Genomic DNA, 12,889 nt, shown 5'->3' with positions numbered 1-12,889 from the left:
CTGAAACTTAACCAGAGTTAACAATCTCCTGCCCGAATTTTACAAGAGATTGCGGAGAGGTTTGAGGCCGGGAATTCTGGGTTAGGCTCAGCAATAAGAGCCTTTCAGGTATTTTTTTATGAACAACCCCACCAATGAATCCCTCCGCAACGTGGCCATTGTTGGCCCCTATGGCAGTGGTAAAACCACTCTGCTTGAAAGTGTTTTGTGGGTTAGTGGCAGTGTCAGCCGTAAGGGGAATATCAAAGACGGCAACACAGTGAGCGATAGCAGCCCTGAGGCCAAGGCCCGCCAAATGAGTGTGGAAGTGAGTGTGGCAGGGATTGATTATGAAAATTTGCGCTTAAATTTCCTCGATTGTCCAGGTTCCATCGAGTTTGCCCAGGAAACCTATGGAGCGTTGGTCGGCGCCGGTACTGCGGTCATCGTTTGTGAGGCGGATGTGAGTCGGGTTTTGACCCTCGCCCCTTTGTTTAAATTTTTGGATGATTGGGCCATTCCCCATCTGGTGTTTATCAATAAAATGGACCGGGCTAAACAACCCTTTGGGGAAGTTTTACAAGCCCTGAAAAGTGTTTCTTCCCGGCCCCTAATTCCCCAGCAGTATCCCATTTACAAAGGGGAGGAGTTACAGGGCTATATTGACCTCATTACGGAGCAAGCCTATCAATACCACACTGGCAGTGCCGCCGATCCCATTGCGTTGCCAGCGGAATTAGCCGGGGCTGAACACCAGGCCCGCCAAGAAATGTTGGAGGCGTTGGCGGACTTTGACGATCGCCTGTTGGAGGAATTGTTGGAGGAAGTGGAACCACCCCAGGCGGAAATCGAAGCGGATTTCAAACAGGAGTTGGGGGCAGATTTAATTGTGCCGGTGGTGCTGGGGGTGGCGGAGCAGGATTTCGGTGTCCGACCATTGCTGGATGTGTTGATTAAGGAAGCACCGGACCCCAGTGTGACGGCGGCCCGCCGGAGTTTGAGCACCGATGGTTCCGGTCCCGTCATTGCCCAGGTATTAAAAACCTATTTCACTCCCCAGGGTCGATTATCCCTGGCTCGCATTTGGCAGGGAACTTTACGGGAAGCTGACTCCCTAAATGGTCAAAGGCTGGGGGGCATTTATCGTCTTTTTGGTAATCAGCAAACACCGGTACAAACCGCCACGGTGGGGGAAATTGTGGGTCTAGCTCGGTTAGAAAATATCAACACCGGGACTACCCTTTCTACTGCTGATGTCAAACCCCTGCCCTTTGTTGAGCCTTTGCCCCCGGTCTATGGTCTGGCGATCGCCCCGGAACAGAGGAAAGATGAAGTCAAACTCAGCACTGCCCTGGGAAAATTAGTGGAGGAAGACCCTTCCCTAACTTGGGAGCAAAATACCGAAACCCAAGAAGTAATCCTTTGGGGCCAAGGGGAGATTCATCTCAAAGTGGCACTGGAAAGATTGGAAAGGCAATATAAACTGCCCATGGTCAGCCAACAACCCCAAGTTCCCTATAAAGAAACCATTCGTAAAGGCACAGAAGTTCACGGCCGCTACAAACATCAAACCGGTGGCCATGGCGCATTTGGCGATGTGTACCTTACCATTAAACCCCTGGAACGGGGTAACGGCTTTAGCTTCAGTGAAACCATTGTGGGGGGAGTGGTGCCCAAACAATATATTCCTGGGGTGGAAATGGGGATACGAGAATATTTAGCTAAAGGCCCCCTTGGCTACCCTGTGGTGGATATCGCCGTTACTTTAACTGACGGTTCCTACCATAATGTTGACAGTTCTGAACAGGCTTTTAAACAGGCCGCCCGCCTAGCCATGACGGAAGGAATGCCCCAATGTAATCCGGTGTTGTTGGAGCCAATTTTGAGCGTTAACGTCACCACCCCAACGGAATTTACCTCTCGGGTGTTGCAACTAGTAAGCGGCCATCGGGGCCAAATTCTTGGTTACGAAGCCCGTTCCGACTGGAAAAGTTGGGACCAGGTGGCCGCCCATTTACCCCAAGCAGAAATGCAGAACTTCATTATTGAACTGCGTTCTTTGACCTTGGGGGTGGGGAATTTTACTTGGCAATCTGACCATCTCCAGGAAGTGCCGGATAAGTTTGCGCCTAATTTGCGTCCAGATTGATTGTCTTCCTTAAGAGATGCTTGGGGGGATTAGATAATTTTGGCCTTTGCCAAGGCGGAAAATCAGGATAACCTTAAGGGGCTATTTTGGCGATCGCCCTGAGATTTTATGGTTTTCCCTTCCCCCAATGGTGGTGGCTCCGACCACGGTAACTCTAGTTTTGACGAATACGACGACATCACAGGAGCTCGTCGGGAAGAAGCTCTGAAAAAAGCCCGTAACTGGTTTGTCATTTTGGTGGTGGGAGGACTGGTGCTGGGGGTAGTGGTGGCCTTTGGCGTGGTGCAGGTTCTCAATAGCTTGGGATTAACGGAAAAACCTGATGCTCCCCTCCGCATTGAGATGGAGCGCGAGAGTCCACCCCAGCAATAGGATTTTGTCAATCTCTGCAATCCCTGTTACCCAATGGACTAGGCGATCGCGTTTGGTTGATATTCATTAACCCAACAGGGGCCTCCACCAGGCTTCATGGTCTAAATACCATTGCACTGTTTGTCTTAAGCCCCCTTCCACTGTTACTTTTGGCTCCCAGCCCAATTCCCGTTTAATCTTGCTGGCATCAATGGCGTAGCGGCGATCATGCCCAGGGCGATCGGTCACATAGCTAATCAGTTGTCGTGCCGGGTTAACTGGTAAATCAGGAGCTAATTCGTCCATCAAGTCGCATAAAATTTCTACCAATTCAATATTTTTAACTTCATTGTTGCCGCCAATGTTGTAGGTTGCCCCCGGCAAGGCTTGGTGCAAAACTAAGTCCAGAGCTTGGCAGTGGTCTGTGACATAAAGCCAATCCCGCACATTTTGACCGTCACCATACACCGGCAACTTTTCCCCACGCAGAATGTTGAGGCACATGAGGGGAATTAACTTTTCGGGAAATTGGTAGGGGCCATAATTGTTGGAACAATTAGTAATTAAAGTGGGCAAGCCGTAGGTGTGAAAATAGGCCCGCACCAAATGATCACTGCCGGCCTTGGAAGCGGAATAGGGACTGTTGGGGGCGTAGGGAGTGGTTTCCGAAAAACCCGATTCATCGGGGGTTAAACTGCCGTAAACTTCATCGGTGGAAACGTGGAGAAAGCGAAATTGGGCTGGCTTTCCTTGGCTTTGCCAATGTTCTCGAAAAGCTTCCAACAGGGTGAAAGTACCCACCACATTGGTTTGTACAAAGGCTCCAGGGCCAAGGATGGAACGGTCCACATGGGATTCCGCCGCAAAATGGGCTATGGTCTCAATCTGCTCTTCCCTCAATAGTTGATCCACCAAATGGCGATCGCCAATGTCTCCCTGGACAAAGCGAAAATTGGGCAGTTTTTCCAATGGTGCTAAAGTGGCTCGGTTCCCAGCATAGGTGAGGGCATCGAGGACAACAATACGGCGATCGCCGCAGGTTTGAACGCAATGGTAAACAAAGTTGGCACCGATAAAACCGGCCCCACCGGTGACCAAAATGGGAGTTTTTGCCATGGGAAAGAAAGAACGATTTGGTTAAATAAATTAAATGGGTACGCTGTCCAAAAGTCTTTGCAAAATTGCCTTGGGATCTTTGCCGCTCGCAGGAATTAAGCGGTGGGCCAACACATGGGGAGCAACAAATTTCACATCGTCGTCAATGGCATAATCCCGTTCTTCCAAAAAGGCAAAGGCTTGGGTTGCCCGTTGTAGAGCTGTTGTGCCCCGGGGACTAACCCCCAAAGTAACGTCCTCATCAGTCCGGGAGGCCCGCACTAAGCGTAGGAGATACTGTTGCAAATCCTCCGTTAGTTTTACCTGCCGCACCGCTTTTTGTAATGCCTCCACTTCTTCCAAGGAAATACAAGACTCTAAATCTCCCACGGCGATCGCCTCTGGATTTTGTTGCCGCTGGAGCATTTTCAGTTCTTCTGCTTCCGACGGATAACCCAAACTGAGGGAAAGGGCAAAACGATCTAACTGGGCTTCCGGTAGAGGAAAAGTCCCCTGGTACTCAATGGGATTCTGGGTAGCAATGACAAAAAACGGATGGGGCACCAAACGGGTTTCACCGTCCACTGTGACCTGTTTTTCTTCCATCACCTCCAACAAAGCAGCCTGGGTGCGGGGGGTAGCCCGGTTAATTTCATCGGCTAAGAGAATATTGGCAAACGCCGGGCCGGGCAAAAACTCAAACTCACGACTACTGGGGTTCCAAATGTTAGTGCCGGTAATATCGGTGGGTAATAAATCGGGGGTACACTGCACCCGCTGAAACTTGCCGTTAATGGAACGGGCCAGGGACTTAGCTAAGAGGGTTTTGCCCACACCGGGCACATCTTCCAGCAAAGCATGGCCCCCACTCAACAGGGCCACCAACACCAAACGAATGGCCTCATCCTTGCCCACAATGGTTTGACTAAGATTTTGGGTAAGGACAGAAATCTGTTCTCGCATAGGGGAAGCATAGCGCCGCAGGCTAGGGGGATTTGGATAACAAATTAACAGCTTTTACTGTACCTCACCCGATGTGCCCAAGGTGACTGTGTATTTGCGAATCCCATTGGTTCACCATTGATGAATAAAAAGTAGGGAAGATTTTTTATTGACCAATTTATCAGAAACCTTATCAGTAAATTTTTTATTCAATCTAGTAATCATTACTTCGTTGCAGATTTAAAAACTGGGTAAATTCCGGTTTAAATAGCAATTTAACTACGCCAGTGGGTCCATTTCTATGTTTAACAATTAACAATTCTGCTACCCCTGGGTCCGGCGTGTCGGGATTATAATATTCATCTCGATAAATCATCATAATTAAATCTGCGTCCTGCTCAATAGATCCACTTTCTCTCAAATCAGACATCATTGGCCGTTTGTTAGTTCTAGATTCCACCGCTCGACTTAACTGAGATAAAGCAATTACTGGCGCGTTAATTTCCCTGGCTAAACCTTTGAGAGAACGGGTAATTTTTGATAATTCCTGTACCCGATTATCACTGCCTCCTTCCATCAGTTGCAAATAATCAATTAGAACCATACCCAATGGACCTTTTTGTTCACTTTGGAGGCGACGCACCTGGGAACGCATTTGGGTTACGGAAATACTTGCCGTATCGTCAATGTATATGGGCAAGCTAGAAAGGGTGCCCATGGCCGCCGTTAAAGGTTCAAATTCTGCTTGGCTAAAGTGCCCTGTCCGTAAACGGTTACTATCAATTAAGGATTCACTAGCCACTAGTCTTAATGCCAACTGTTCCTTGGACATTTCTAAGCTAAAAATAGCCACAGGCAAATTCTGGTTTTTAGCAATGTTAGCGGCAATTCCTAAACCGAATGCCGTTTTTCCCATCGACGGCCTGCCGGCCAAAATAATTAAATCTGCCCGCTGTAGTCCCCCTGTCATTGCATCAAGATCATAGAATTGGGTTTCTACCCCTGGACTGGAAAGTTTTTCGTGTAATTTATCTAATTCAATGAAAGTATTAACTAAGGTTTCCGATAGCGGTACTAGCCCTGCTTGGGGACGAGATTGGGTGAGGCGAAATATTTTTTGTTCCGATTCATCGAAAATTATTTCTAATTCTTTGCTAGTTTCGTAACCCAAATCAACGATGTCATGCCCCGCTGCAATTAATTGGCGACGCAAATATTTATCCATGATTAGGGCGGCAAAACGGTCAATGTTCACCGCTGAAATGGTGCGATCTAATAATTGAGTTAATTTCACCATGCCCCCGATCGCCTCGAAATGATGGTGATCTTGGAGCCAACTGCTGACGGACATCAAATCCGTGGGCTGACTTTGGCCATGGAGACTAAGCATGGCCTCGTAGATCAAACGGTGGGCTTTAACATAGAAAGCGTCCACCACGAGGAGGTCAATGATGCGCCCCATGGCCTCTGGATCGAGGAGAATCCCCCCCAGGATGCACTCTTCAGCTTCAATGTTTTGGGGGGGCAGGGCAGGGTTAGCAGCCATCAAGTTGGAATGATTGGGGACAGTCTAGTTCTCGACCAGTGGAGCAGATATTCTAAGGGGTGTAGGAAGAAACCATGGCGGGCCGTCGCTCCGGAGTGCCGTATTGTTTGGCATAGAAGGTGAGAATTTCCTCAATAATTTGGCGATCGCCGGGGGAAAAATCATCCTGTAGGGTCAGCTCCAGGCCCCCCACCTGACTGTTGAAATAGTCAAACTGGGTAAAAGTGGGAGTCAGAAGGGTCGCGGTCACACCGGCAAGCTGTTGCACATGGGCCGCGATTTCCCGGTAAACAGCGAGGGGTAGTTGAGGAAAACAAATAACTTCGCTATGCAAGGCAGTGGCAACCAACAAAAACGTCTTATATGCCCATGATATACTCAACCGCCTTTTCTCTCTATCACACCCTAGACTGACTGCCCAGGGAAAAATTCACTTTCAACCCCGGTCAAGAAGTTTTGTAAAAATTCTCCTTTGCAAAGGAATTCCGATAGATTTTTCAATGGTATGACGCTTTTCCAAAGATTTTCTCGGACTAGGTTAAAGACCAAGTTTTTGGATGACAGCCTAACCATTACCATGGGACGTTGGCCCACTGGAAAATTAAGTAAATTACCAAGTTGTATGAATTATTTAGGATTTGATCCTGGTCGGGATAAATGTGGGGTGGCGGTGATGACTGGCGATCGCCAAATTTTGTACCACGAAACCATTGCGGCCCAGGAAGTGCCCCAGCGACTGCCGGCCCTGTGTGATCAATATCAAGTGGAGCAAGTGGTAATGGGGAATCAAACCACCGCTAAACAATGGCAAAAGCAATTGCAAAGTTACTTACCCCCAGCCATGGCCCTGGCATTGGTGAACGAAAAAAACAGTACTGTGGAAGCCAGGCAAAGATATTGGCAAATGTATCCTCCTCAGGGATTAGGGCGTTTGGTGCCCTTGGGTTTAAGGACTCCCCCCCGCCCGGTGGATGATATTGTTGCTATTTTGTTGATTGAGCGTTATCTGGATTTGGATAGCGGCCGTTGCTAGGGGACAAATTTTTATGGATTGGTGGAAAAAACTGCGGCGCAATAGCCTGGCTCGTTGGGGTGCCATCCTACTATTGTTGTTTTACGTCGCTGTCATTGGAGCGGATATTTTTGCTCCCTACAATCCCTACAACGCCCAAGTGGATGGTTCCCTACTGCCTCCCACTCAAATCCATTGGCGATCGCCGGAGGGGAAATGGATCGGGCCCACCGTTTACCCCACCAGCCAGTTACCCACCGATTTAGAAACGGGATTAAGACCTTTAGAGATAGATTTCAGGCAACCTTCCCCGGTGCGCTTTTGGGTCCAAGGGGATAGTTACGTCTGGGGACAAATTAAATTACCCTTACCCCCCAGTTTTGCCCCGGTGGAAATTTTTCCGGGTATCCCAGGCGATCGCCATTTAATTGGTACCTTAGGGCCGGGTAAGATCAACTTATTGGGGACAGACGAACAGGGACGGGATCAATTTAGCCGTTTATTATTTGGTGGCCGCATTAGCCTATTCATTGGCCTCATTGGCATTACCATTTCCTTTCCCTTAGGCATGGTGGTGGGAGGCGTTGCTGGATACTTCGGTGGTTGGTTAGACGTGGTTTTAATGCGTCTAGTAGAAGTGCTGATGACCATCCCTGGCATTTACCTGTTGGTGGCCCTAGCGGCGGTGTTACCTCCCGGTCTGAGCAGTGCCCAAAGGTTTTTGCTCATTGTGGTAATTACTTCTTTCATTAGTTGGTCTGGGTTAGCTAGGGTAATTCGAGGTCAAGTGCTTTCCCTCAAACAACAGGAATACGTCCAAGCCGCCAAAGCCATGGGGGCCGGGGCACCAAGGATTATTGTGCGCCACATTTTGCCCCAAACCGCCAGTTACATTATTATTTCCGCCACGTTGGCAGTGCCCGGATTTATTGTGGCCGAATCAGTGTTGAGCTTGATCGGCCTGGGCATTCAACAACCGGATCCTAGTTGGGGAAATTTACTTTCCATTGCCACCAATGCTTCTATCTTGGTGTTGCAACCTTGGTTGGTCTGGCCCCCCGCAGTACTAATTATTTTGACTGTCCTGGCTTTTAATCTATTGGGAGACGGCCTGCGAGATGCCCTAGATCCCCGCAGTTTAGGAGAATAATAGAGAAAAATTTGCTCAATGGGGGCTGGGGAAGATTTATGGTTGTCAAGCTCGACAGCAGAGCACCAATCAATCCCTATCCCTAAAAAGATTTAGTTTAATCATTGGCCAAAATTGATCTCACCGCTCAGGCTCTAACGGGAGTCCTCTTTTGACATTTGGTATAGATTTTATCTATCTGCATCATTGCCTGAAGTAAAAACCAGCCCTAGAATATTCTCTATGGAAATCTATTTTAAATAGACTAAAGACTATGACTAACCCATTTTTGGGGATATTGAATAATGCAAATAACTAACAAAATTCATTTTAGGAACCTGCAGGGGGACCTTTTTGGCGGGGTTACAGCGGCGGTTATTGCCCTGCCCATGGCCTTAGCCTTCGGGATTGCTTCCGGAGCAGGGGCTACGGCAGGACTCTGGGGGGCGGTGATCGTAGGGTTTTTCGCGGCCTTATTTGGCGGCACCCCCACCTTAATTTCCGAACCAACTGGGCCCATGACGGTGGTGCAAACGGCGGTTATTGCTAGTTTAGTGGCGGCAGATCCCGACAATGGCTTGGCCATGGCCTTCACTGTGGTAATGATGGCGGGGTTGTTCCAGATTGCCTTTGGTCTGCTCAAATTGGGCAAATACGTCACCATGATGCCCTACACAGTCATTTCCGGCTTTATGTCCGGCATTGGGATTATTTTGGTGATTTTGCAACTGGCTCCCTTTCTTGGCCAAGCTAGTCCCAAGGGAGGGGTAATCGGCACCCTCCAGGCCCTCCCTAACCTAGTAAGCAATGTCAGGCCGGTGGAAACCCTATTGGCGCTCATGACGGTGGGCATTATTTGGTTTATGCCTTCCCGTTGGAAAAAGTTTGCTCCGCCCCAATTGGTGGCTTTAGTGTTGGGGACAATTATTTCCATCACCCTATTTGGCGATCTGGATATCCGTCGCATTGGGGAAATTCAGGCCGGTTTGCCCGCTCTACAGCTACCAGTGTTTCAGGCTGATCAATTACAGAGAATGCTGATTGATGCGGCTGTTCTGGGAATGCTGGGCTGTATTGATGCCCTCCTGACTTCGGTGGTGGCTGATAGCTTGACCCGCACAGAACATAACTCCAACAAGGAATTAGTCGGCCAGGGCATCGGCAATGTAATGTCCGGTTTATTTGGTGGCTTGGGGGGAGCTGGGGCCACCATGGGGACGGTGGTAAATATCCAGTCCGGGGGACGCACAGCCCTGTCTGGCTTGATCCGGGCGATGGTGTTACTGGTGGTAATTTTAGGCGCAGCTAAATTGGCGGCTACCATTCCCCTGGCCGTATTGGCTGGTATTGCGTTCAAAGTTGGGGTGGACATCATTGATTGGGGTTTCCTCAAGCGGGCCCACCACGTCTCTATCAAAGGGGCATTGATTATGTATGCCGTCATTGCCCTGACGGTATTGGTGGATCTAATTGCAGCGGTCGGTATTGGTGTATTTATTGCCAATATTCTCACCATTGACCGTATGAGTGCGTTGCAGTCCAAAGCTGTGAAAAGTATTAGCGATGCCGACGACGAAATTCTCCTTTCCGCCAATGAGAAACGTTGGCTAGATGAGGGCAATGGCCGGGTCTTGCTTTTCCAACTCAGTGGCCCAATGATTTTTGGGGTGGCCAAGGCGATCGCCAGGGAACATAATGCTATTCAAGAATGCGCCGCCATTGTTTTCGATGTCAGTGATGTGCCCCATTTGGGAGTAACCGCTTCCCTGGCCCTGGAAAATGCCATCGAAGAGGCGGCGGAAAAAGGTCGGGCCGTTTACATTGTGGGGGCAACAGGGCAAACCAAGCGACGCTTGGAAAAATTGCAAGTGTTCCGCTTTGTTCCTGAAAGTAATTGCTATGACGACCGTTCTGAAGCTCTCAAGGACGCTGTCCTAGCCTTGGGACCTCATGAAAGTGAGGACTCCCCTTCCAGTTCTTCCGTCCAGACCACATACTGATTTCTGCCCCGGCGTTTTGCCTCATACAGGGCCCGATCCGCTTGTTTGATAAGGGTCCTGGAGATGAGTTCCTTGGAGGGAAACTGGGTGCCGATGCCCAAACTGATTGTGATTTGCCCACTAATGGGGGAAGCTTCATGGGCGATCGCCAATTGGCTAATGGCTTGAATGATTTTCTCAGCAACCATAATTGCCCCCTTGGTATCGGTTTCGGGCAAAAGCACCGCAAATTCTTCCCCCCCAAAACGGGCCACTAAGTCCGCTGGCCGACTGGCAGCTTTTCTAGCTGCTTGGGCCACCCTAATTAAGCACAGATCCCCCTCCGGATGGCCATAGCGGTCATTGTAATTTTTGAAGCAATCTATATCAAACATGATTAAGGATATGGGCACTTGAGCCCTAGATAATCTCCGCCACTCTTGTTTAATGCGGACATTAAAGCAACGACGGTTAGCAATCTTCGTCAACCCATCAATATCTATTAATTGACTTAGTTTTTTATTAAACCTTTTTAGCCGAATTTGAGCTTTTTGTAAGGTTTGCTCCGCTGTTTCTGCCCTTTCTTTGGCTTTAATTAATAAATATTCTTCTTCTTTGCGATCAGTAATGTCTTTAATATAGCCATGCCAAATGGTGCCTCCATCGCTTTCCCTCCGGGGCGTGGCGTAGCCTAATACCCAGATCACTCGTCCATCAGCAAAACAAACTCGATACTCGTAATACCAGGGAGTTAGGTTTTCTGCAGACTCATAAATGGATCGGGAAACTCCTGGCAATTCATCAGGGTGCAACACGTTAAAAACTGGGGTGGCATCTTCTTTTACCTCCTCAGGGCTAACTCCATAAATTTTCCGAATCCCCTCACTGGCATAGGGAAAGTGAAAAGTACCATCGGGACGCATGCGAAACTGATAGATTACCCCCGGAATATGGCGAGCTAATTCCTGCAAACGTTGTTGGGATTCCAACAGATCAGTAATATCAGCGGAAATACCCAATAAATATTGCGCTTGACCGGATGCGTCACAAATAGGGATTTTTTTAGTGTGTAAAATACGTATCCCTTCGTGGCAGGTTTGGATAACTTCCATGGGGATATCTTGAACTTCCCCAGATAGTAAAACTTGCCTATCCTCTTGGATAAACCATTCAGCCTGCTCCTGAGGAAATAGCTCATAATCATTTTTTCCTAACACTTCTTCTTTCGTATAACCGATTAAACTTTCACCAGCTTTATTTAATTCTAAAAATCTCAGAGTTTTTGCATCTTTAACAAAGATCATGTCAGGAATATTTTCCACAATGGAAGCAAGAAAAGTTTTAATTTTTTCCAACTCTATTTCCGCTTCTTTCCGTTGGGTAATATCCTGAGCTGTGCCTAAGGTTTGCCAAAGTTGTCCTGTTTCTGTTCGGGTAAAAACTAAGTCTCGGCTTAGGAGCCAGCGCCATTGTTGTCTAGCATCTCGGACACGATACTCAATTTCAAGTATTTCACCGTCCCTTAATTTTTGACAATTTTCAATGGCGGCTAAAATTCGTGGCAAGTCTTCTGGGTGGCAAATATTTGTAAACAAGCTGGCCCCCATTGTTTTAATTTCTTCTGGAGAATAACCTAAAAATTCAGCAACAGAACGATTACTATAGATATTGGCTTGTTTAATATGGTCATATATGTATAGAAGGCTGGGGGTTGCTTCGGCAATACTTTCAATAAATTTTTGACTTTGTCTTAATTCTAGTTGGGTTTCTTTCAGGGCTGAAATATCCCGACCAACGGACTGAATTTCAATTAATTGACCCTTGTCATTGAAAATTCCCCGACTAACCCATTGGGTGTAACCTAATACTCCTCCTGCCCTTTTATCCTGATTTTCATTGATAAATTGTGGCTGTTCTGGGGTTAAGCAGGCTATTTTGTCCAGCACTATTTTCAAGTCTTCTTCGCTAATGAAATCCAGCCATTGCAAGCCGATTACCTCGGGTAAAGCAAGCCCTAGGGCTTGACAAAGGGCATCGTTGGCAAAGGTGATGGTGGTATCTGGTTGGGAGCGTAAAATAAAATCTGTCTGACTTTGTACTACTTGCCGATATAGTTCTTTGGAGCCTTGGAGTTCTGCCTTGGTTTGTGCCAGGGATTGTTGCAACCGCAGGGCCATACCATTAATGGCGTTGGCAAGCTGCTGAATTTCTGCAATGGCCACTGGTTTCGATATGGTGTCGTGGGAAGTGCCTTGGGCCAAATTTTGACTGGTAGTAACTAGTTTTCGTAGGGGTTCAATGACTAAACGAGCAATGTAGAGACTAGTCAGGGCGGGAATTAAAAAAATGATAATGCCCAGAACTAGAAAAAGATAGACATTATTATTAGGTTGGCCGAAAAGATCTAACGATAGCGCGGAAAAGACCAAAACTGCCATAACCAGCAAAACTTGCAGCACTAAGGGGAGAATTAGTACCCAATACAAAGGAATATGTTTTTTGGGCAAAAAATCAGCCAATGCCGGTTAAGAAAATTTGTATGTCAATAAACAAAACGAAACGACTGAAAAGTTAATGGCAGTCATCCACCACTATGGTAATTTGTTTTTCGGGCGATCGCCTGTGGGTAAAGAATTAATTTACAGAGCGAATCGGCCCCATTTAGTTGACCTTCGAGCGAAATTCTGGGGGCTTGGCAACTGGGCAG

The 12,889-nt window shown here is 47.8% G+C and carries 10 protein-coding genes; 5 read left to right on the top strand and 5 right to left on the bottom strand.

Annotated elements, in window-relative coordinates:
• Positions 1-118 precede the first annotated feature (118 nt).
• The gene (locus tag BWK47_RS13360; protein ID WP_162329017.1) at positions 119-2,128 is read left to right on the top strand and encodes an elongation factor G; all 2,010 of its coding nucleotides are present in this window, start codon (positions 119-121) and stop codon (positions 2,126-2,128) included.
• Positions 2,129-2,236: 108 nt separating this feature from the next.
• Positions 2,237-2,500 (top strand): hypothetical protein, encoded by a 264-nt coding sequence (locus BWK47_RS13355; RefSeq protein WP_162329016.1) that lies wholly within the window; start codon positions 2,237-2,239, stop codon positions 2,498-2,500.
• 66 nt (positions 2,501-2,566) lie between these two features.
• On the opposite strand, the gene rfbB is transcribed toward BWK47_RS13355, so the two are convergent.
• The 4 genes from rfbB to BWK47_RS13335 all read right to left on the bottom strand — a co-directional run bounded on the left by rfbB (position 2,567) and on the right by BWK47_RS13335 (position 6,396).
• Positions 2,567-3,595 carry a dTDP-glucose 4,6-dehydratase gene (gene rfbB / locus BWK47_RS13350; RefSeq protein WP_162329015.1) on the bottom strand — a complete coding sequence of 343 codons (1,029 nt, stop codon included), beginning with the start codon at positions 3,593-3,595 and terminating at the stop codon, positions 2,567-2,569.
• A gap of 30 nt (positions 3,596-3,625) precedes the next feature.
• A complete protein-coding gene (locus tag BWK47_RS13345; RefSeq protein WP_010873745.1) occupies positions 3,626-4,537 on the bottom strand; it encodes an AAA family ATPase in 912 nt (303 codons plus the stop codon).
• A 193-nt stretch (positions 4,538-4,730) separates the two neighbouring features.
• On the bottom strand, positions 4,731-6,062 hold the full coding sequence (dnaB, locus tag BWK47_RS13340; RefSeq protein WP_162329014.1) for a replicative DNA helicase: 1,332 nt from the start codon (positions 6,060-6,062) through the stop codon (positions 4,731-4,733).
• A 52-nt stretch (positions 6,063-6,114) separates the two neighbouring features.
• A complete protein-coding gene (locus tag BWK47_RS13335) occupies positions 6,115-6,396 on the bottom strand; it encodes a hypothetical protein (protein WP_237269649.1) in 282 nt (93 codons plus the stop codon).
• A 243-nt stretch (positions 6,397-6,639) separates the two neighbouring features.
• On the opposite strand from BWK47_RS13335, the gene BWK47_RS13330 reads away from it, so the two are divergent.
• The 3 genes from BWK47_RS13330 to bicA all read left to right on the top strand — a co-directional run bounded on the left by BWK47_RS13330 (position 6,640) and on the right by bicA (position 10,203).
• Positions 6,640-7,095, top strand: coding sequence for a pre-16S rRNA-processing nuclease YqgF (locus BWK47_RS13330; RefSeq protein WP_162329703.1), 456 nt, complete (start codon positions 6,640-6,642; stop codon positions 7,093-7,095).
• 13 nt (positions 7,096-7,108) lie between these two features.
• Positions 7,109-8,224: an ABC transporter permease gene (locus BWK47_RS13325; protein WP_162329013.1), complete on the top strand. Its 1,116-nt coding sequence runs from the start codon at positions 7,109-7,111 to the stop codon at positions 8,222-8,224.
• Between the two features lie 284 nt (positions 8,225-8,508).
• Positions 8,509-10,203: a bicarbonate transporter BicA gene (gene bicA, locus BWK47_RS13320; RefSeq protein ID WP_162329012.1), complete on the top strand. Its 1,695-nt coding sequence runs from the start codon at positions 8,509-8,511 to the stop codon at positions 10,201-10,203.
• Here the strand turns inward: bicA and BWK47_RS13315 are convergent.
• Positions 10,152-12,701: a PAS domain S-box protein gene (locus BWK47_RS13315; RefSeq protein WP_237269648.1), complete on the bottom strand. Its 2,550-nt coding sequence runs from the start codon at positions 12,699-12,701 to the stop codon at positions 10,152-10,154. The two genes, bicA and BWK47_RS13315, sit on opposite strands and share 52 nt — an antisense overlap.
• Positions 12,702-12,889: the final 188 nt, after the last annotated feature.

This window comes from Synechocystis sp. CACIAM 05 (assembly GCF_010222815.1).
Lineage (GTDB): Bacteria > Cyanobacteriota > Cyanobacteriia > Cyanobacteriales > Microcystaceae > Synechocystis.
Note: the sequence above shows the minus strand (reverse complement) of the source record. Positions and strands in the feature narration are given on the sequence as shown.

Bases quoted from the DNA above. Each gene is read 5' to 3' on its own strand.
- BWK47_RS13360 (WP_162329017.1), top strand. From the start codon at position 119: ATGAACAACCCCACCAATGAATCCCTCCGCAACGTGGCCATTGTTGGC.
- BWK47_RS13355 (WP_162329016.1), top strand. From the start codon at position 2,237: ATGGTTTTCCCTTCCCCCAATGGTGGTGGCTCCGACCACGGTAACTCT.
- rfbB (WP_162329015.1), bottom strand. From the start codon at position 3,595: ATGGCAAAAACTCCCATTTTGGTCACCGGTGGGGCCGGTTTTATCGGT.
- BWK47_RS13345 (WP_010873745.1), bottom strand. From the start codon at position 4,537: ATGCGAGAACAGATTTCTGTCCTTACCCAAAATCTTAGTCAAACCATT.
- dnaB (WP_162329014.1), bottom strand. From the start codon at position 6,062: ATGGCTGCTAACCCTGCCCTGCCCCCCCAAAACATTGAAGCTGAAGAG.
- BWK47_RS13330 (WP_162329703.1), top strand. From the start codon at position 6,640: ATGGGACGTTGGCCCACTGGAAAATTAAGTAAATTACCAAGTTGTATG.
- BWK47_RS13325 (WP_162329013.1), top strand. From the start codon at position 7,109: ATGGATTGGTGGAAAAAACTGCGGCGCAATAGCCTGGCTCGTTGGGGT.
- bicA (WP_162329012.1), top strand. From the start codon at position 8,509: ATGCAAATAACTAACAAAATTCATTTTAGGAACCTGCAGGGGGACCTT.